Below are 18412 nucleotides of genomic sequence, written 5' to 3' on the forward strand. Positions count from 1 at the left end.
GAACCTGAAGTGATACCATGCCCGCAATCGAATGCACGCGTCGCGGGTATTGTCCAATTGGATGGACACCTTCGATGACAGTTGAACGCAGGATGCCAAAGCCTCTGATCACACCCATGCAAGGCCTCCAATAGCAATAATTCAGTGGCTTTTCTACTTATGTTTCCACGCTTGAAAACTCCATCACGTTGCCGCGCCACCTTGCTGCGCTGGGCGACTGCATTGATATGCGTGGCCTCCCTGCTTGCCAACCTGATGCTGAGCCTGCGCGAGCAGCCGTTGCCTGCCAGCCTGCTGCTGTTGCAAGTGCTCGCCCTGGCCGGCGTTTTCTGGCACTGGCGTCAATGGGGGCGATCGATCAGCCTCCGTCCGTCAGAACTGGCCGATCGCATGCTCAAGGTCCAGGAAAGCGAACGGCAACGCCTGAGCCGCGAGCTGCATGACGACATCGGCCAATTGCTCACGGCCGCAAAGCTCCAGGTCGACTGGCTCCAACGGCGCATGCCAGCCGATCTGCAGGCGCACTGCGACACTTTGCGCAAGACCCTCGACAACACCTTGGGCAATGTACGCGACGTCTCTGCTCTTCTGAATCCGCGTCAATTGGCCAGCCTGGGCCTGGAGGCCAGCCTGCGCGCCCACCTGCTGCGCACGCTGGAAAACAGCGGCGTGCATTGGAGCCTGGAGTGTCACCAGCGTTTGGGGGGCATCTGCGAGGACGTTGCCATGGCGGCCTTTCGCATCACCCAGGAAGCCGTTACCAACATGTTGCGCCACGCCAATGCTCGCAACCTCACGATCAGCCTGCGGCGCACCCCTTCGGGCCTCGCCCTGTCGATCCAGGACGACGGTTGTGGCTTCGCGCCTGCCACCGACCCGGCCGAGGCAGGCCAGCGCGGCATGGCAGGCATGCTGGAACGCGCCACTGCCCTGCAAGGCAGCCTGACCATCACCAGCCAACCCGGCCAAGGCACCCGGATCGACGCCGTGTTCCCATGGCCACCGCGCACCGAAGAGCGTGCCAGGATACCTGCCTCCCATGACCTGTAGATTATTGCTGGTGGATGACCACTCGCTGATCCGTGCCGGCGTGCGCGCCCTGGTGTCCGACATTCCCGGCTATGTGGTGGTTGGCGAGGCCGACGACGGCAGCCAGTTGCTGGAAATGGTCCAACGCCTGGCCCCGGACATCGTCCTGCTGGACATCTCCATGCGCTCGACCAGCGGCCTGGATGCCTTGAACCAGCTCCAGGCAAACGGCCTCGCATGCAAGGTACTGATCCTTTCCATGCATACCGACCCTGATCTGATCATGCGCGCCCTGGAGAGCGGTGCCCATGGCTATCTACTCAAGGACACCACAGCCAACGAACTGGAACAGGCCTTGGCTGCCTTGCGCAGCGACGAACGATACCTGAGCCCAGCGATCGCCCACACGGTGATCAACCAGGCGCTGCTGCGTGCCCAAGATGGCAAGCAGCTTGCGGTCGATCGACACAACCTGACCGCCCGCCAGCTGGAAATCCTGCGCCTGATCGTGCGCGGCAAGTCGACCCGGGAGATCGCAAGCGGCCTGGGCCTTTCCATCAAGACCGTCGAAACCCACCGCTCGCAGATCATGAAACGCCTGCAAATCTATGACGTTGCCGGCCTCGTGCTGTTTGCGGTGCGCGAGAAGATCATCAGCCTCGACGACTGAGCACTGGCGAGTCCTCCGGCAAGTGCAGGCGCAATGCCCCCGGGCAGGCCTCGAAGCGCAGGCTGTCGGCCTGCAGCGGCTCGCCGTCGAGGTTGATGTCCAACCCCTGGGAGCCCTTGATTTCGACCCAGGGCAGGCGGGCCCGGATGAACAATCCTTCTCCGGCCAGCAACTCGCGCAACGCCCCGACCATCTCCTGAGGCGCAGGCAAGATGCCGATGTCCAGCAACCCGTCGTCGACCATTGCATCAGGGCACAGCACATGCCCGCCACCCGCCTGGCGGCCGTTGCCGATGCCCAGCGCGAGCAAATCGCCCTGCCAGTGGAAGTCCGGCCCTTGCAGTTCCACCGAGGCCGCCTGCAATTCGCTGAAACGCGACAACCCCGTGAACAAGTAGGCCGCAGCGCCCAACACCTTCTTCAAGTCTTCCGAGGTGTTGGCGGTCACCTGGCTGCCGAAGCCGCCGGTAGCCATGTTGAGAAACAGCTGGTCGCCGACCTTGCCCAGGTCCACCGCCCGGGCCGGCTGCTCCAGCAGGTTCAGCGCAGCCTCCGGCTCCAGCGGTACACCTGCAGCCTTGGCAAAATCGTTTGCCGTGCCCAGGGGTAGCAACGCCAGGCTGGCCGAGTGGCTGGCCTGGCCCATGGCTTCGGCGATGTCGCGCAGCGTGCCATCCCCACCACCGGCGACCACGTGCGGATAACCGGCGGCCAAGGCCTCGCCGACCAACCGCTGGGCGTCACCCGCCTCCCAGGTCAAACGTACATCCAGCATCCAGCCACGCTCACGCAGGACACCCACGGCTCTGCGCACCTCTTCGTTCATGGCCTGCTTGCCATGCAGGATCAACATTGCCTTGCGCTCGCCCATCACGCTTCCCCTCGCCTTTTCGCTTCCAATCTCGACCACGACTGATGGCCAATGGTTGCATGGCATGAGTGAGATAGAACCTGACCAACCGACAAAAACTTGGCTCTCCAGACCAGCCGCCTGGCACCCCGGCCATTTTATTGACTATGCTCATGCCATATACCCTGGCTGAAACAGCGTACCAGCCAACGACGAGGTAGCGGGGCCATGCGCATACTCTGGACACTACCCTACCTGCCCTGGCCCACCACCAGCGGCAGCAAGACCCGGCAATATCATCTGCTGCGTGAACTGTCGCGACACGGCCACCGGATCACCTTGCTGGCGCAATCGAAGGTTCCGCTCGGCGATGCTGCCCGCGAAATGCTGGAACCCTTGGTCGAACGCTTGATCGTGTTGCCCCGGCGGCCGCTGCACAGCCCACTCAATTTGTTGGCTTCACCGATCATCGACTACCCCATGCGGGCCATCATCCATGGCCTGGCGCCCTGCCTGCGACACCGCTTCGAACAGTTGCTGGACGAACCCTGGGACGTGATCCAGATCGAGCACAGCTACAGCTTCCAGCCCTTCGAAAAAGCCCTGCAAGCCCGCCGCCTGCCCTTCATGCTCACCGAGCACAATCTCGAGTCGGTGATGGGTACCGCCTGCCATGACCGCCTACCGCTGTGGCTACGCCCGCTCAACGCCTTCGACCGCTGGCGCTACCGGCGCTGGGAGCAGCGTGTGTTGCGCCAGCCCAGCGAGGTGGTGGCCGTCAGTGCCCATGATGCCGAATGGATCGGGCAGATCAGCGGCCGGCCAGTGAACGTGGTGGTCAACGGTGTCGATTGCGACTATTACCAGGACGTAAGGCCGGCCTACCGCAGCCAGCGCCTGCTGTTCGTCGGCAACTTCGAATACGGCGCCAACCTCGAAGCCATCGAATGGGCGCTGGAAGAGATCCTGCCGCAGGTATGGATGAGCAACCCGGCCGTGCGCCTGGCCATCGCCGGGCATGCGCTGCCGGCCAGTTGGAAGCTGCATTGGAACGATCCGCGTATCGAATGGATCGGCTATCGCCCGGACCTGAGGGACCTGCAACGGCGCTCGGCATTGTTCTTCGCACCGCTACGCTATGCCGGCGGTTCCAAGGTGAAGATCCTCGAAGCCATGGCCGCCGGGCTGCCGGTGCTGACCACCAGCAAAGGGGCGTCAGGCCTGGCCATCAACAGCGGCGAGCACTACCTGGGCAGCGATGACAGCGGCCAATTGGCGCTGTCGATCACGCAGTTGCTCAACCAGCCCTGGCGCATGTGTCAACTGGGCGAGACAGGCCGGCAGTTCGTACGCCAGCGCCACGACTGGAGCGTCGCGGCGCAGCAACTGATGAACGTGCACATACGCCTGAGCCAACTGGGGCCGATCGAAGCCATGGATACCGCGTTGCTCGGGCGCTCAGTCAAGTAACGCGCTGAAGGGAATGAACGACACGCTGTCACCCTGGCGCAACGTGGCGCCTTCATTCACCTCCACCAGCCCCTCGGCCCAGGCCGCACTGCGTAGCACGCCGGAGCTCTGGTTCTTGTAGATGTGCACCTGGCCGTCTTCGATCCGCGCCCGCAGGTATTCGCGCCGACTTCCCGGTTTGGGCCAGTCGAAGCCTGCCGGCACACTGAAACGCAGCGGCGTGACCTGCGCTACACCTTGGCGACGCAGCAGATAAGGCCGGGTCAGCAAGGCGAAGGTGACCAAGGTCGATGCCGGGTTGCCTGGCAAGCCGATCACCGGGACACCGCGAAAATGCCCGAAGGTCAGCGGCTTGCCCGGCTTGATGGCCAGCTTCCACAACGCCAGCTCGCCCGCTTCGCGCAGCGCCATGCCCAGGTAGTCGGCCTCGCCCACCGAGACACCACCACTGGAAAGGATCAGGTCGACGTCGCCAAGCCCCGCGAGACATTCGCGGGTACGCTGCAGGTCGTCGGCGAGGATGCCTACATCTACCACCTCGCACCCCAGGCGCTGCAACCAGCTGGCCAGCAAACGCCGATTACTGTTGTAGATCTGCCCGGGGCCCAGCGGCTGCCCGGGCTCGACCAGTTCGTCACCGGTAGACAGCACCGCGACGCGCACCTTGCGCACCACCTCGAGCCGGGCAAGGCCCAAGGTTGCCGCCAACCCCAGCTGGATCGGCCCCAGCCGCGTGCCAGCCGCCATCACCTGTTCGCCTACACGCGTCTCCTGCCCTTGCGGGCGTACGTTCTGCCCGGGCTTGAGCGGCTCGAGGAAACGCACCTGGCCGTTTTCCAACACTTCGGTGTTTTCCTGCATCTCGACGCAATCGGCCCCCTCGGGCAGCGGCGCGCCAGTGAAGATCCGTGCACACGTGCCCGGCTGCAGCGGCGCAGGGGCATGGCCAGCGAAGATGCGCTGGCTCACCGGCAAAGGCTCGCCCTGCCAATCCGCCAGGCGCAGGGCATAGCCATCCATGGCGCTGTTCGGCCAGGGCGGCAGGTCCAGCTCGGCGACCACCTCGCGCGCCAGCACACGCCCTTGGGCATCGGCCAGGGCCACACTTTCCGAGCCCTTGATCGGCGCCGCTTCGGCCAGCGCCAGCAAGCGCTCCAAGGCTTCTTCCACCGCCATCAACGGGCGGGGCTTGGCGACCTCAACCACGGCTTTCACAGGCCGCTGCCTGCTTCAGGTGCGGTACGAAGTTGCAAGGGCGATGGCGAGCATCGAGCTGCTCGGCCAGAATACCGTCCCACCCGGTACGCACCGCGTTGGTCGAGCCCGGCAGGCAACACACCAGGGTACCGTTAGCCAGGCCCGCCAAGGCGCGGGACTGCACGGTGGACGTGCCGATATCGGCCACGGAGATCTGCCGGAACAGCTCGCCGAAGCCCTCGACCTGCTTGTCCAACAGGCAGGCGACCGCTTCGGGTGTGCTGTCACGGCCAGTGAAACCGGTGCCGCCAGTGATCAGGACCACCTGCACCTGGTCATCGGCGATCCAGGTGGCGACCTGGGCGCGGATCTTGTACAGGTCGTCCTTGAGCAACACGCGGGCTGCCAGGCGATGGCCCGCCGCGCCCAGGCGGTCGACGAACAACTGGCCGGACGTGTCGGTCTCGAAGGTACGGGTGTCGCTGACCGTGAGCACGGCGATGTTCAGCGGCACGAAGGGGGTGTCTGCCTTGGCTTTCATGGGAGTCCGTCGCAGGAAGAGGAAGATGGCCGCTTTTATATCACAGGCCAGCCGCGACGCCGCCGTTGTTCTGCGTCAATGCCTGCGCAATGGCGCTATGCTGCACTGTGCAAGGAACTTTGCGCGGACGCCCGGCGTCCTACTAGACATCAAGCACGATCGTACTGGAGAAACACAATGATTCAACGGACCCTTCCCGCTTTCCTGCTCGCCCTCGGCCTGGGCGCCCTCGCTGGCTGCGCATCGCCGACCGTCATCACGCTCAATGATGGCCGCGAGATCCAGGCAGTGGACACTCCTGCCTACGACGAGGACTCCGGTTTCTACGAATTCGAGCAGCTCGACGGCAAGCGCACCCGCATCAACAAAGACCAGATCCGCACCGTCAAGGAGCTGTGATTTGAGTGGCGCTTTTCGGCAAACACTCTTTTTGCAACAAGGGGTTGCGTCGAAAAATGCGATGCAGTAGGATTTTGTTCATCGGAGTGTAGCGCAGCCAGGTAGCGCGTCTCGTTCGGGACGAGAAGGCCGCAGGTTCGAATCCTGTCTCTCCGACCAAATCCTCTCCAAGAAGCCCGCCTCGAGCGGGCTTTTTGTTGTCTCTGGAAAAGCTGGGCCTTGCGGCCCACGCGGGGCAAGCCCGTTCCGCACAAAGAGCTTGCAATGACTGCACTAACACCAGATCCCCTCTAGCAGCCTTGCTCTTGCAAAAACGCCCCTCGGGAGGGGCGTTCTTCGCGATAGCGTTACTGCAGCGTGGCCGCTTCGGCCACCGCCTCTTCAGGCTGCACCGGAACGTACAGCAGCTGCAGACGCGCACTGCTCCATTCACGGGTCTTGTTGGTCAGCTCGAGATTATTGTTCAGCTTCTGGCCGTAGGTCGGCACGATCTCCTTGAGCTTGGCCTGCCATTCAGGGCTCTGGACGCGGTCCTTGAAGGTCTTCTCCAGCACCGTCAGCATGATCGGCGCCGCGGTGGATGCACCTGGCGAAGCCCCCAACAGCGCGGCGATGGTGCCGTCCTGGGAAGCCACCACCTCGGTGCCGAACTGCAGGATGCCGCCGTGCTCAGGGTCCTTCTTGATCACCTGGACACGCTGACCGGCCTGCAACAGCTTCCAGTCCTCGTTCTTGGCGTTGGGGAAGTATTCACGCAGGGCGTTCATGCGGTCATCGAAGCTGAGCATCAGCTGGCCCATCAAGTAGGTGCTCAGGTCGATGTTGTCGATGCCGGCGTTCATCATCGGCATGATGTTGTGCGTGGTCAGCGATGCGAACATGTCCAGCAGCGAGCCATTTTTCAGGTACTTGGTGGAGAAGGTCGCGAACGGGCCGAACAGCAGCACTTCCTTGCCGTCGATCATGCGGGTATCCAGGTGTGGCACCGACATCGGCGGCGCGCCGACCGAGGCCTTGCCGTACAGCTTGGCCTTGTGACGAGCGACGATGTCCGGGTTGTCGGTCATCAGGAACTGGCCACCGACCGGGAACCCTGCGTAGCCTTCGGCTTCCGGGATGCCGGACTTCTGCAGCAGCTTGAGGGCACCGCCACCGGCACCGATGAACACGAACTTCGCGTTGACGCGGGTTTCCTGGCCGCCGTTGGCCAGGTCCGCCACCACCACGTTCCAGCTGCCGTCATCGTTGCGCACGATATCGCGCACTTCATGGCTCAGGTGCACCTGGACGTTGGGGTTGCGGGTCATCGACGCAAACAGCTGGCGGGTGATCTCGCCGAAGTTGACGTCGGTGCCGATGGCCATGCGGGTGGCGGCGACCTTCTGATCAGGCGAACGGCCTTCCATCACGATCGGCACCCACTTGCGGATCTGCTCGTGGTCCTCGGAGATCTCCATGCCGCGGAACAACGAGCTGTGCTGCAGGGCCTCGACGCGCTTGTGCAGGAAGGCGACGTTCTCGTCACCCCAGACGAAGCTCATGTGCGGCACGTTGTTGATGAAGGACTTCGGGTTGCTCAGCACGCCCTGCTCGACCTGGTAGGCCCAGAACTGCTTGGAGACCTCGAACTGCTCGTTGACGTTGACCGCCTTGCTGATGTCGATCTTGCCGTCCTTGCCTTCGCTGGTGTAGTTCAGCTCGCAGAAGGCCGAGTGGCCGGTACCGGCGTTGTTCCAACCGTTGGAGCTTTCCTCGGCGACTTGGTCCATGCGCTCGTAGACGTCGACCTTCCAGTTCGGCTCGAGCTCGGTAAGGTAGGTACCTAGGCTCGCACTCATGATGCCGCCGCCGATAAGCAGGACGTCGACGGACTTTTCCGGCTCACCGGGCTTGGAGCAGCCGATGACGCTCAGGCACAGGAGCGTCAGCAGGATTTTTTTCATAGTTCAATCCAATTGAAGTGAAGTGGCTGGCATTGCCCCGCCCCCGCTGTGCACGCCCGGTTGTTGTTCTGGCTCGCGCGGCCTCTCGCGTCAGCGACGCGCCATCCTGCGGCAACTGGCCTGCAGGACCGGTGAAGGTCGACGCCTGGGGTTTCGATGGATCGGGGCGGGATTGCCGTGGGCCCTTGGCCCGGCTCGCCCTCAAGCAGAAGTTGTGCCAGTTTCGCCAAGACCAACGGCTAATAGCTAGGACGTGTGGTCGCACCCCATCTTTAGCGGTTTTGCTGGCGACAATCCGCCACATTACCTTGCCCTTTGGGCATACAAATGGCGGGTTTCCCCCGCCCGTGTGCCCCCTCCTTCTGTAGCAGCGGGTAGGCCCCGCGATTGCGCCGGGCCTGCCAGCGCATTGCATGGCAAGGGGCGCAGGTAGGCGAAACAGCCTTCTCAGGCACTGAGCCGGGACGTGACCTCACCCAACTGCCCGGACAACCCCTGCAGGCGTTGCCCGGCCTGCTCGGTATCCTGTACCGCCTGCTGGTTGGCCGTGGCGATACGGGTGATCTCGACCAAGTTGCGCGAGATGTCCTCGGCGACGCTGGTCTGCTCCTCGGCGGCGGTGGCGATCTGTCGGTTCATGTCGCGTATCGCCTCCACCGCCATGGTGATGCGCTGCAGCATCTGCCCGGCCTGTTGCACCTGCTCGGCGCCCTCCTCGCTGCGGCGCTGGCCGTTCTCGATGGCCTTGACCGCCTCCAGCGCACCGGACTGCACCGCCTCGATGATCTGCTGGATCTCGGCGATGGACGATGCAGTGCGCAGGGCCAGGCTGCGCACCTCGTCGGCGACCACGGCGAAACCACGCCCGGCTTCACCGGCCCGGGCCGCCTCGATGGCCGCATTGAGCGCCAGCAGGTTGGTCTGTTCGGCGATGCCGCGAATCACCTCCAGGACCTTGCCGATCCGCGTGCTGTCATGCTCCAGGTCGCGAATCACCGTGGCCGTGCCCGCGATCTCATGGTTGACCCGGGCAATGATGTCGATGGTCGCCTGCATCACCTGCTCGCCGGCCTGGGCGCTGTGGTCGGCATCGTCCGCCGCCCGCGCCGCCTCGGCGGCATGGCGTGCCACCTCCTGGGCCGTGGCGGACATCTCGTGCATGGCCGTGGCCACCTGATCGGTACGCTGGAACTGGTCATCGCTACCACGTGCCATGTCACCGGCAATGCTGCGCAACTGGCCGCTGGCATTCTCCAGATCGTCGGCATTGCCCTTGAGCCGGCCGATGGTCTCGGCGAGAAAATCACGCAAGGTGTTGGCGGCCCGGGCCAGGCGCCCGAGCTCGTCGGCCCGGCGACTGTCGACCCGGGCGGCGAAGCGACCTTGGCTCAGCTGCGCCACATAGTCGATCAGACCACGGATCGGCTCGACCAGGCTGCGGTTGACCAGCCACAGGCTGAACAGGCCGACCAGCAACGCCGATGCCAGCATCACCAGCAGGCCCAGCCACACCGTACGCTGCGCAGTAGCGTTGATGGACGAGGCGCGCTCCTGGGCATCGGCACGCAACCGCTCGACCAACGCGCTCATCTGCTCGCTGGCGGCACGGTCCACACCTTTGACCGCCGCATCCCCCGCTCCCGGGTCGCCGCCCGCCGCCAGGAAGGCCTGGCGACCACTGACATAGGCCTGGCCCAGCTGGCGATGGCTTTCCCGCAGCTGCTGCAGGCGCAGCGCCAGGTCGCCTTCGCTGCTTTCGATCAACTGCCCGAGCAACGCCTGCACCCGCTGCTCGCGGGCCTGGAACTGCTGCCAGTACTTGTCCAGCTCAGCAGGTTGCCGACCCCGCAAGAGCACATTCTTCCATTCCTGCACCTGGATCTTGAATTGCAGGTTGGCCTCGTCGATCAACTGCGAATCGCGCAACGGGCCGTCAACCAGCTCGGCGTAGCCGCGCACGCTCGAGGACAGGAACTGGAAGCACACCAGGGCGATCAGCAACATCGCCGCCAGGCTGCCGCCGAGCAGGGCCAGGATTTGCATTCTGAGGGATTTACGCAACATCGGTCGATCTCGGGAACAAGGCTGTAGGGAAACGGCATGCCGAGGGGCGCCGCAACGACATCCTTGCCCTCGTTCGCAGGCCAAAAAAAAGCTGCCATCAATCGATAGCAGCCAGGTCGAGCACTTACGCAACAGTTGAGCGAGATAGTCTCAAGCCTTTGCTACAAAAATGTTACAGCCGCGCAAAGCGTCTAGCCCGGGCTGAACTGCAGGGCGGCCAGGCGGGAATACAACGGGCTTTGCTCGATCAGTTGGCGGTGGTTGCCCACCGCCACCACGCGCCCGTGGTCGATCACCGCGATGCGCTCGGCATGCTGTACGGTGGCCAGGCGGTGGGCGATGACCAGGGTGGTGCGCCCGGCCATCAGGGGCGGCAGCGCCTGCTGGATCAGGTGCTCGCTCTGGGCATCGAGGGCGCTGGTGGCTTCATCGAGCAACAGGATCGGCGCATCCAGCAGCAGCGCACGGGCGATCGCCAGACGCTGGCGCTGGCCGCCGGAGAGCCCTAGGCCACCCTCCCCCAGGAGGGTCTGGTAACCCTGGGGCAGTTGTTCGATGAACGCATGGGCATGGGCGCTGCGGGCCGCCGCCTCCACCTCGGCCAGGCTGGCCTCGGGCCGCCCATAGCGGATATTGGCCTCGACAGTGCCGCGAAACAGCGCCGGGTTCTGGGCTACCAGGGCAAACTGACGACGCAGGTCGCCTGGGTCCAGCTCGGTGATCGCCTGGCCATCGAGCAGGATCTGCCCACGCTGGGGGTCGTAGAACCGCAGCAACAGGTCGAACAACGTGGATTTGCCAGCCCCCGAAGGCCCGACCAGCGCCACGGTCTGCCCCGGTTCGATGACCAGGTCCAGACCATCGATGGCCGCCACGCCAGGGCGCGACGGGTAGGCAAAATGCAGGTCGCGCAGCTCGATGCGGCCACGGGACCGCCCCGCAGCCAGGGCGCTCGCCTGCAGCGGTGGCAGGATCGCGCTGCGGGCCGCCAACAGTTCGGCAATGCGTTCGGCCGCTCCGGCAGCACGCTGCAGCTCGCCGATCACCTCGCTGAGGGTGCCGAAGGCACTGCCGACGATCAGGCTGTAGAACACGAAAGCGGCCAGTTCGCCCCCGGAAATGCGCCCGGCGATGACGTCCATGCCACCGACCCATAGCATCACCCCGACCGCCCCCAGCACCAGCACGATCACCAAGGTGATCAACCAGGCGCGTTGGGCAATCCGCCGCCGAGCCACGGCGAACGCCGCCTCCACCGTATCGGCGAAACGCTCGCGATCCAGCGCCTGATGGTTGTAGGCCTGCACGGTCTTGATCTGGCCCAGAGTCTCGGCCACATAGCTACCCACGTCGGCCACCCGATCCTGGCTCTGGCGCGACAGGCTGCGCACCCTGCGACCGAACAGCAGGATCGGCGCCAGTACCAGCGGCAGCGCCAATACCACGATGCTGGTCAGCTTGGGGTTGGTGACGAACAGCAATGCCACGCCACCGATCACCATCAAGGCATTGCGCAGGAACATCGACAGCGACGAGCCGATCACCGACTGCAGCAAGGTGGTATCGGCGGTCAGCCGCGACTGGATCTCCGAGCTGCGGTTGTCCTCGAAGAACCCCGGATGCAAACCGATCAGGTGATCGAACACCGCCCTGCGAATATCCGCCACGCAGCGCTCGCCAATCCACGAGACCAGGTAGAACCGGCTGAACGTACCGACCGCCAGGGCCAGCACCAGCAGCAGGAACAGGCCGATGGTCTGGTTCAACTGCTGGGGAGAACGGGTCATGAAACCTTGGTCGACCAACAGGCGGATGCCCTGGCCCATCGACAAAGTGATGCCGGCGGTGACCACCAGCGCCAACAAGGCCAACATCACCTGCTTGCGATACGGGCGAATGAACTGCCAGGCCAGGCGCAGGGCGCGGCGTTGACGGGAAGAAACCGGTTCGGGCATGAAAAGACCATCCACTGCCAGGAGATTGCACACTACCACTGATCCGCTCGAGCGGAACCGCAAGCCCCCACCCGGCGTCGTTTGCACAGCGAGGCCCAGCGATGGGAAGCACGAACCAGTCCCTATGCGCTTTCGTTCTAACAGGCCTCTGGAGCTTTACCACACTTTCTGGTGGACTATCCCTGTCGCGACGCCAGGGAGCTGTCACAGGCCAGTCACGGCAACGGGGTTATCCTGAGCTTGAACCTGATGAGGAGACAGGACATGAGCTTGCAACATAGCAGCGAAGCACCGAAGACTACCCACCAGCCGCAGCCGAAGGTGTGCGGTTCGATCATCGACGCCCAGGGCCGCGAGGTCCCGATCACCGAGCAGATGATCCAGCAGGCCTGCAAGGAGCTGGAGGAAAGCCGGGTGAAACAGGTGCCCAAGGCGTAAGCCAGGAATGACTTCGACCCGGCGCTTGCGCCGGGTTTTTATTTGCCTTTCGCCGGCAAGCCGGCTCCCACAGGCTCTGAAAACAGCGCAGGACAGGTGGGAGCCGGCGTGCCGGCGATAGCAGCAGCCAAGGAACGTCAGGCGAGCACAGCGCCCAGCGCGTTGACCACCTGCGCCAACTGCGGCGCCTCGCCCCGCAGGCGCACTGCCAGCCCCTCGATCTCGCGCCGCACCGGGTAGTGCTTGCGCAGCAGGTCGAACGCGGCACGCTGCTCGGCCGGCTCTTCGCTCAAGCTGCGACGGAAATCCGCATCGTCGCGACGCGGGTCGTACACCGCGCGACACAGCGTTGCCAGAGCCCAGGCGGGCTCGGCACTGGCGTCCAGGTCGACTTGCGCCAGCGCCGGTGCCGGCAGCAGGTCGGCCAGCTGCACTTGCTCGGGCTCCCCCCGCCAGCGGCAGAACGTCTGGTAGATCTGCGCCGTACCGCGCTGCTTGCCATCGAGGCTATAACCGGCGATATGCGGTGTGGCCAAGGTGCACAGGTCGGCCAGGTCCAGGTCCACCTGTGGCTCGCTTTCCCATACATCCAGCACCGCATGCACGTCTTCGCGATCGAGCAGCAGCTCGCGCAGCGCATTGTTGTCCACTACCGGGCCACGGCTGGCGTTGATCAGCCATGCACCCGCCCGCAGGCGTGCCAGCTGCTCCTCGCCCAGCAGATGCCAGGTCGGATGTTCGCCGCCGCGCTGCAACGGGGTGTGCAGGCTGATCACGTCGCAGGCTTCGAGTAGGGTATCGAGGCTGACGAAATCCCCGCCCTCCTGCGCCTGGCGAGGTGGGTCGCATACCAGCACCTTCCAGCCCAAGCCACGCAGCACGCGCACTAGGCGCTCGCCCACCTGCCCGGCACCGACCACACCGTACACCCGCTCGCTCAGCCTGGCGCCATCGAGCTCGGCCAGGGTCAGCAGGCTACCCAGTACGTAGTCCACCACGCCACGGGCGTTGCAACCCGGCGCGCTGCTCCAGTGGATACCGACTTGGGCGAAATAGTCGAGGTCGAGGTGGTCGGTGCCGATGGTGCAGGTACCGACGAAGCGTACCTGGCTGCCTTCGAGCAGTCGCCGGTCGACCTGGGTCACCGAACGCACCAGCAGTACATCGGCGTCCTTGACGCAGGCCGCGTCGATGCTGCGCCCTGGGTAACGGCGGATCTCGCCGAACCCGGCGAAGAAGGCATCGAGCAGCGGGATATTCTCGTCGGCAACTATCAGCATGGCGCTCTCCTTTCAGGGGAACGCAGTGTAGGCCCTCTGCAGGGCGCGATCCAGCGGGCTCAGTCGGCCTTCTTGCGGATCCAGTACAGGTAGGTGCCAGCCTGCTCCTGTTGCTCCAGCAGTTCATGGCCGAGGAAGTTGCAAAACTTGGGGATATCGCGACGGGTCGAGGGGTCGGTAGCGATCACTTTGAGCAGGCCTCCAGCGGCCAGGTCACGTACATGCTGGTGCAGCATCATCACCGGCTCCGGGCAGTTCAGGCCAGTGGCATCGAGGACGGCGTCAGGGGTGAATTCGGTCATGGGGGGCTCCAAATGATGGGGCATTGTCGCGCATCGGGCGCCAGGCTCCAAGGGGGCAGCCTTCAGAGCCAGCCAATCGCGGACAAGCCCACCCCAACGGATTGGACCACCCTGTGGGAACGGGCTTGCCCCGCGATCAAGGGCGAAGCCCTTGCCAGGCGGCAAACCTATTGCAGGTTACCGCGGTTTGAGGTCCAGCCGCCGCAGGTGGCAAGTGACCTCCTCACGGTCGTGATACAGCTGCTTGCAGGCGATCGACACCTTGATCTTGCGCGCCTTGAAGCCCGCCTCGATCCGGTCGAGCAGCCGACGTACCTCGGCATAACGCTGCTTCATCGGCAACTTGAGGTTGACCACCGCCTCACGGCACAGCCCCTCGCCCAGCCAGGTCTCGATCAAGGCCGCCGTGCGCGCAGGCTTCTCGACGATGTCGCAGACCATCCAGTCCACCGTCTGCCGCGGTTGCCAGGTAAACCCATCGGCCATCAGGTGCTGGACCAGACCAGTGTCCATCAGGCTCTCGGCCATGGGGCCGTTGTCGATGGCAGTCACCAACATCCCGCGCTTGACCAGCTGGTAGGTCCAGCCGCCTGGCGAAGCCCCCAGGTCGACGCCGGTCATGTCATCGTTCAGGCGTTGATCCCATTGGTCGCGCGGGATGAACTGGTGCCAGGCCTCTTCCAGCTTGAGGGTCGAACGGCTAGGCGCCTCGCGTGGGAACTTCAGACGCGGGATGCCCATGGGCCAAAGCGCCGAATTGTCGGCTTCGGCCAGGCCGACGAAAACCCGCCGGCCACTGATGAATGTCAGCAGCAGGCGTGGCCCGCCCGCCTTCTCCACCAGGCGCCCGGCCTTTTCCAGCGCTTTGCGCAGCGGTACTTCGAACTTGCGGCAGAAGGTCGACACCTCCTTGCCTTCGTTGCTGTCGAGCACCTCCAGCCACAGGCTGCTGCACACCGGGTAGCTGGCCAGGTGCTCGAGCAGGACACTGATACGGTCGCTTTCCGGCAAGTCGATAAACAGGCCTCGGGCCCACTGGCGCGGGAAGATCAGCCGATCGAAGCGCAGTTCACGCATCAGCCGCTCGCCGCCGTCGGGTTCGGCGCAGACGAACTCGGCACAGGCACTCTGCGGCTTGCCCTTGGCGTAGCCGGCAACGCCCAGACGGGCGGCGTGTTCGCTGATTTCGGCGCAGACCTCGCCCTCGAAACCGGGCCGGCAATGCATGAACAGGGTATCCATCTTTCACTCCACTTCGCTGGCATCGGTCGCCAGCCTTGATCCGGCGCAAGGCAGGCGCCGGCAGGGCGGCGATGATAAAGGAAGATCGGAACCTGCGACACGCCCCACCGGTCCAGAATTGAGTCAGGGTCGGCAAACCGGTCTACCCTGAGCATTCAGCCAGGTCCGTGCCGTGCGGACCGTCACAGAGCGGTGACACCGGCCTGGAATTGCCGGGCACCGGCGCAGAAGGAGTTGGCAATGCCCTCGCTCGATAGCCTGAACAGCCTCAAGACACTCAAGGTCGCAGAGCAGACCTACCACTATTTCAGCCTCGCCGAGGCCGCCCGGCAGCTGGGCGACCTACAGCGCCTGCCCATGTCGCTCAAGGTGTTGTTGGAGAACCTGCTGCGCTGGGAGGACGGCAAGACCGTCACCGGCGATGACCTGCAGGCCCTGGCCGACTGGCTCGGTGAACGCCACTCGGACCGGGAAATCCAGTACCGCCCGGCGCGGGTGCTGATGCAGGACTTCACCGGCGTGCCCGCCGTGGTCGACCTGGCCGCCATGCGCGCGGCCATGGCCAAGGCCGGCGGCGATCCGCAGCGGATCAACCCGCTTTCTCCGGTGGACCTGGTAATCGACCACTCGGTGATGGTCGACCGCTACGCCAGCCCCGCCGCCTTCGCCCAGAACGTCGACATCGAGATGCAGCGCAATGGTGAACGCTACGCCTTCCTGCGCTGGGGCCAAAGCGCGTTCGACAACTTCCGTGTGGTACCGCCGGGCACCGGGATCTGCCACCAGGTCAACCTGGAATACCTCGGCCGCACGGTCTGGACCCGCGAAGAGGACGGCCGCACCTATGCCTTCCCCGACACCCTGGTCGGTACCGACTCGCACACCACCATGATCAACGGCCTGGGCGTGCTCGGTTGGGGCGTGGGCGGCATCGAGGCGGAAGCGGCGATGCTCGGCCAGCCGGTGTCGATGCTGATCCCCGAAGTCATCGGCTTCAAGCTGACCGGCAAGTTGCGTGAAGGCATCACCGCCACCGACCTGGTGCTGACCGTGACCCAGATGCTGCGCAAGAAGGGCGTGGTGGGCAAGTTCGTGGAATTCTACGGCGACGGCCTGGCCGACCTGCCCCTGGCCGACCGCGCCACCATCGCCAACATGGCACCCGAATACGGCGCCACCTGCGGGTTCTTCCCGGTCGACCAGGTGACCTTGGACTACCTGCGCCTGTCCGGGCGGCCGGAGGCCACCGTGCAACTGGTGGAAGCCTATTGCAAGGAACAGGGGCTGTGGCGTCTGCCTGGGCATGAACCGGCGTTCAGCGACACCCTGTCGCTGGACATGCACGACGTCGAAGCGAGCCTGGCCGGGCCCAAACGGCCCCAGGACCGAGTCGCACTGTCCCAGGTCAGCCAGGCCTTCGACCATTTCATCGAGTTGCAGCCCAAGCCCCTGGCCAAAGAAGTCGGTCGCCTGGAAAGCGAAGGTGGCGGCGGCGTGGCGGTCGGCAATGCCGACCAGGCCGGCGAGATCGACTACACTCACGAGGGCCAGACGCACACCCTGCGCGACGGCGCCGTGGTGATCGCGGCGATCACCTCCTGCACCAACACCTCCAACCCGAGCGTGATGATGGCGGCAGGCTTGGTGGCCAAGAAGGCCATCGAAAAGGGACTTACCCGCAAACCCTGGGTGAAAAGCTCCCTGGCGCCTGGCTCCAAGGTGGTCACCGACTACTTCAAGGCCGCCGGCCTTACCCCCTACCTCGACCAGCTCGGCTTCGACCTGGTCGGCTACGGCTGCACTACCTGCATCGGCAACTCCGGCCCGCTGGACGACGCCATCGAGCATGCCATCAGCTCGGCGGAGCTGACCGTGGCCTCGGTGCTCTCGGGCAACCGCAACTTCGAAGGTCGCGTCCACCCGCTGGTGAAAACCAACTGGTTGGCCTCGCCTCCCCTGGTGGTCGCCTATGCCTTGGCCGGCAGCGTACGCACCGACCTGACCCGCGACCCTCTGGGCACCGGCAAGGATGGCCAGCCGGTCTACCTGCGCGACATCTGGCCCAGCCAGCAAGAGATCGCCGATGCCGTGGCCAAGGTCGACACGGCCATGTTCCACAAGGAATACGCCGAAGTCTTCGCCGGCGACGCGCAGTGGCAAGCCATCGAAGTGCCCCAGGCAGCCACCTATGTCTGGCAGGCCGACTCCACCTATATCCAGCACCCGCCGTTCTTCGACGACATCGGTGGCCCACTGCCACAGATCCGCGATATCCAGGGCGCGCGCATACTCGCCCTGCTCGGCGATTCGGTGACCACCGACCACATCTCCCCGGCCGGCAACATCAAGGCCGAGAGCCCGGCCGGGCGCTACCTGCGCAGCAAGGGTGTGGAACCACGCGACTTCAATTCCTATGGTTCGCGACGCGGCAACCATGAGGTCATGATGCGCGGCACCTTCGCCAACATCCGCATCCGCAACGAAATGCTGCGGGGCGAGGAAGGCGGCAATACCGTGCACGTGCCCAGCGGCGAGAAGCTGTCGATCTATGACGCGGCCATGCGCTACCAGGCGGAAGGCACGCCACTGGTGGTGATCGCCGGCCAGGAGTATGGCACCGGCTCCAGCCGCGACTGGGCGGCCAAGGGTACCAACCTGCTGGGGGTCAAGGCGGTGCTGGCCGAAAGTTTCGAGCGTATCCACCGCTCCAACCTGGTGGGGATGGGCGTGCTGCCGTTGCAGTTCAGGGCCGGCGAAGACCGCAAGGTCCTGGGTCTGACCGGCACCGAGCGCATCGACGTGCTGGGCTTGACCGACGCGCAGGTCCACCCCGGCATGACCCTGCCGCTGCGCATCACCCGCGAGGATGGCCAACAGCAACAGATCGAAGTGCTATGCCGGATCGACACGCTCAATGAAGTGGAGTACTTCAAGGCGGGAGGCATCCTCCACTACGTGTTGCGGCAATTGATCGCAACATGAACCCATGACCCGGGCTCTGCTTGCTTCATGGGAGCTGGCGGAGCCTGCGA

The 18412-nt window shown here is 64.6% G+C and carries 15 protein-coding genes, 1 tRNA gene and 1 pseudogene; 7 read left to right on the forward strand and 10 right to left on the reverse strand.

Annotation, left to right across the window (positions count from 1 at the left end):
• Window positions 1-159: 159 nt before the first annotated feature.
• Together ACNFCI_RS08000 and ACNFCI_RS08005 are read left to right on the forward strand one after the other, a co-directional pair.
• Window positions 160-1050 carry a sensor histidine kinase gene (locus tag ACNFCI_RS08000; RefSeq protein ID WP_324816431.1) on the forward strand — a complete coding sequence of 297 codons (891 nt, stop codon included), beginning with the start codon at window positions 160-162 and terminating at the stop codon, window positions 1048-1050.
• A complete protein-coding gene (locus ACNFCI_RS08005; RefSeq protein ID WP_084859048.1) occupies window positions 1040-1699 on the forward strand; it encodes a response regulator in 660 nt (219 codons plus the stop codon). Before ACNFCI_RS08000 ends, ACNFCI_RS08005 begins: the two co-directional genes overlap by 11 nt.
• Here the strand turns inward: ACNFCI_RS08005 and yegS are convergent.
• Window positions 1683-2570 (reverse strand): lipid kinase YegS, encoded by an 888-nt coding sequence (gene yegS, locus ACNFCI_RS08010; protein WP_368829514.1) that lies wholly within the window; start codon window positions 2568-2570, stop codon window positions 1683-1685. The two genes, ACNFCI_RS08005 and yegS, sit on opposite strands and share 17 nt — an antisense overlap.
• 207 nt (window positions 2571-2777) lie before the next feature.
• Between yegS and ACNFCI_RS08015 the strand changes: the two genes are divergently transcribed.
• On the forward strand, window positions 2778-4019 hold the full coding sequence (locus ACNFCI_RS08015; RefSeq protein ID WP_084859046.1) for a glycosyltransferase family 4 protein: 1242 nt from the start codon (window positions 2778-2780) through the stop codon (window positions 4017-4019).
• Here ACNFCI_RS08015 and glp read toward each other — a convergent pair.
• Together glp and moaB are read right to left on the reverse strand one after the other, a co-directional pair.
• Window positions 4008-5195, reverse strand: coding sequence for a gephyrin-like molybdotransferase Glp (glp, locus tag ACNFCI_RS08020; RefSeq protein ID WP_368829522.1), 1188 nt, complete (start codon window positions 5193-5195; stop codon window positions 4008-4010). The genes ACNFCI_RS08015 and glp overlap by 12 nt on opposite strands.
• Window positions 5196-5217: 22 nt before the next feature.
• Window positions 5218-5757, reverse strand: coding sequence for a molybdenum cofactor biosynthesis protein B (moaB, locus tag ACNFCI_RS08025; protein ID WP_084859044.1), 540 nt, complete (start codon window positions 5755-5757; stop codon window positions 5218-5220).
• A gap of 177 nt (window positions 5758-5934) precedes the next feature.
• On the opposite strand from moaB, the gene ACNFCI_RS08030 reads away from it, so the two are divergent.
• Together ACNFCI_RS08030 and ACNFCI_RS08035 are read left to right on the forward strand one after the other, a co-directional pair.
• Window positions 5935-6156, forward strand: coding sequence for a YgdI/YgdR family lipoprotein (locus tag ACNFCI_RS08030; RefSeq protein ID WP_084859043.1), 222 nt, complete (start codon window positions 5935-5937; stop codon window positions 6154-6156).
• A gap of 82 nt (window positions 6157-6238) precedes the next feature.
• Window positions 6239-6315, forward strand: a tRNA-Pro gene (locus ACNFCI_RS08035).
• Window positions 6316-6503: 188 nt separating this feature from the next.
• Here ACNFCI_RS08035 and mqo read toward each other — a convergent pair.
• The 4 genes and pseudogenes from mqo to ACNFCI_RS08055 form a co-directional block, all read right to left on the reverse strand.
• Window positions 6504-8099 (reverse strand): malate dehydrogenase (quinone), encoded by a 1596-nt coding sequence (gene mqo, locus ACNFCI_RS08040; protein WP_368829515.1) that lies wholly within the window; start codon window positions 8097-8099, stop codon window positions 6504-6506.
• Between the two features lie 447 nt (window positions 8100-8546).
• On the reverse strand, window positions 8547-9314 hold the full coding sequence (locus ACNFCI_RS08045) for a methyl-accepting chemotaxis protein (RefSeq protein WP_416767816.1): 768 nt from the start codon (window positions 9312-9314) through the stop codon (window positions 8547-8549).
• 165 nt (window positions 9315-9479) lie between these two features.
• Window positions 9480-10163, reverse strand: a pseudogene (locus ACNFCI_RS08050) (methyl-accepting chemotaxis protein); the annotation flags it as partial.
• 191 nt (window positions 10164-10354) lie between these two features.
• Window positions 10355-12118 (reverse strand): ABC transporter transmembrane domain-containing protein, encoded by a 1764-nt coding sequence (locus tag ACNFCI_RS08055; RefSeq protein ID WP_084859040.1) that lies wholly within the window; start codon window positions 12116-12118, stop codon window positions 10355-10357.
• Between the two features lie 264 nt (window positions 12119-12382).
• Between ACNFCI_RS08055 and ACNFCI_RS08060 the strand changes: the two genes are divergently transcribed.
• Complete coding sequence (locus tag ACNFCI_RS08060; RefSeq protein ID WP_196145475.1) at window positions 12383-12556, forward strand: PA1571 family protein; 174 nt, start codon at window positions 12383-12385, stop codon at window positions 12554-12556.
• Window positions 12557-12693: 137 nt separating this feature from the next.
• Here the strand turns inward: ACNFCI_RS08060 and pdxB are convergent, their stop codons facing one another.
• The 3 genes from pdxB to rlmM form a co-directional block, all read right to left on the reverse strand.
• Complete coding sequence (pdxB, locus tag ACNFCI_RS08065) at window positions 12694-13836, reverse strand: 4-phosphoerythronate dehydrogenase PdxB (RefSeq protein WP_368829517.1); 1143 nt, start codon at window positions 13834-13836, stop codon at window positions 12694-12696.
• Window positions 13837-13895: 59 nt separating this feature from the next.
• Complete coding sequence (gene tusA, locus ACNFCI_RS08070; RefSeq protein WP_084859038.1) at window positions 13896-14138, reverse strand: sulfurtransferase TusA; 243 nt, start codon at window positions 14136-14138, stop codon at window positions 13896-13898.
• A 177-nt stretch (window positions 14139-14315) separates the two neighbouring features.
• A complete protein-coding gene (gene rlmM / locus ACNFCI_RS08075) occupies window positions 14316-15380 on the reverse strand; it encodes a 23S rRNA (cytidine(2498)-2'-O)-methyltransferase RlmM (protein WP_368829518.1) in 1065 nt (354 codons plus the stop codon).
• 240 nt (window positions 15381-15620) lie between these two features.
• Here rlmM and acnA point away from each other — a divergent pair, with 240 nt between their 5' ends.
• Complete coding sequence (gene acnA, locus ACNFCI_RS08080; protein ID WP_368829519.1) at window positions 15621-18362, forward strand: aconitate hydratase AcnA; 2742 nt, start codon at window positions 15621-15623, stop codon at window positions 18360-18362.
• Window positions 18363-18412: the final 50 nt, after the last annotated feature.

Origin of the sequence: Pseudomonas sp. NY15356 (assembly GCF_048068175.1) — a bacterium.
Lineage (GTDB): Bacteria > Pseudomonadota > Gammaproteobacteria > Pseudomonadales > Pseudomonadaceae > Aquipseudomonas > Aquipseudomonas putida_K.

Excerpts from the sequence above, each read along its gene's own strand:
- tusA (WP_084859038.1), bottom strand. The coding sequence starts at position 14,138 with ATGACCGAATTCACCCCTGACGCCGTCCTCGATGCCACTGGCCTGAAC.
- acnA (WP_368829519.1), top strand. The coding sequence starts at position 15,621 with ATGCCCTCGCTCGATAGCCTGAACAGCCTCAAGACACTCAAGGTCGCA.
- ACNFCI_RS08030 (WP_084859043.1), top strand. The coding sequence starts at position 5,935 with ATGATTCAACGGACCCTTCCCGCTTTCCTGCTCGCCCTCGGCCTGGGC.
- mqo (WP_368829515.1), bottom strand. The coding sequence starts at position 8,099 with ATGAAAAAAATCCTGCTGACGCTCCTGTGCCTGAGCGTCATCGGCTGC.
- rlmM (WP_368829518.1), bottom strand. The coding sequence starts at position 15,380 with ATGGATACCCTGTTCATGCATTGCCGGCCCGGTTTCGAGGGCGAGGTC.
- yegS (WP_368829514.1), bottom strand. The coding sequence starts at position 2,570 with ATGGGCGAGCGCAAGGCAATGTTGATCCTGCATGGCAAGCAGGCCATG.
- ACNFCI_RS08060 (WP_196145475.1), top strand. The coding sequence starts at position 12,383 with ATGAGCTTGCAACATAGCAGCGAAGCACCGAAGACTACCCACCAGCCG.
- pdxB (WP_368829517.1), bottom strand. The coding sequence starts at position 13,836 with ATGCTGATAGTTGCCGACGAGAATATCCCGCTGCTCGATGCCTTCTTC.
- glp (WP_368829522.1), bottom strand. The coding sequence starts at position 5,195 with ATGGCGGTGGAAGAAGCCTTGGAGCGCTTGCTGGCGCTGGCCGAAGCG.
- ACNFCI_RS08000 (WP_324816431.1), top strand. The coding sequence starts at position 160 with ATGTTTCCACGCTTGAAAACTCCATCACGTTGCCGCGCCACCTTGCTG.
- ACNFCI_RS08005 (WP_084859048.1), top strand. The coding sequence starts at position 1,040 with ATGACCTGTAGATTATTGCTGGTGGATGACCACTCGCTGATCCGTGCC.
- ACNFCI_RS08015 (WP_084859046.1), top strand. The coding sequence starts at position 2,778 with ATGCGCATACTCTGGACACTACCCTACCTGCCCTGGCCCACCACCAGC.
- ACNFCI_RS08045 (WP_416767816.1), bottom strand. The coding sequence starts at position 9,314 with ATGGCACGTGGTAGCGATGACCAGTTCCAGCGTACCGATCAGGTGGCC.
- ACNFCI_RS08055 (WP_084859040.1), bottom strand. The coding sequence starts at position 12,118 with ATGCCCGAACCGGTTTCTTCCCGTCAACGCCGCGCCCTGCGCCTGGCC.
- moaB (WP_084859044.1), bottom strand. The coding sequence starts at position 5,757 with ATGAAAGCCAAGGCAGACACCCCCTTCGTGCCGCTGAACATCGCCGTG.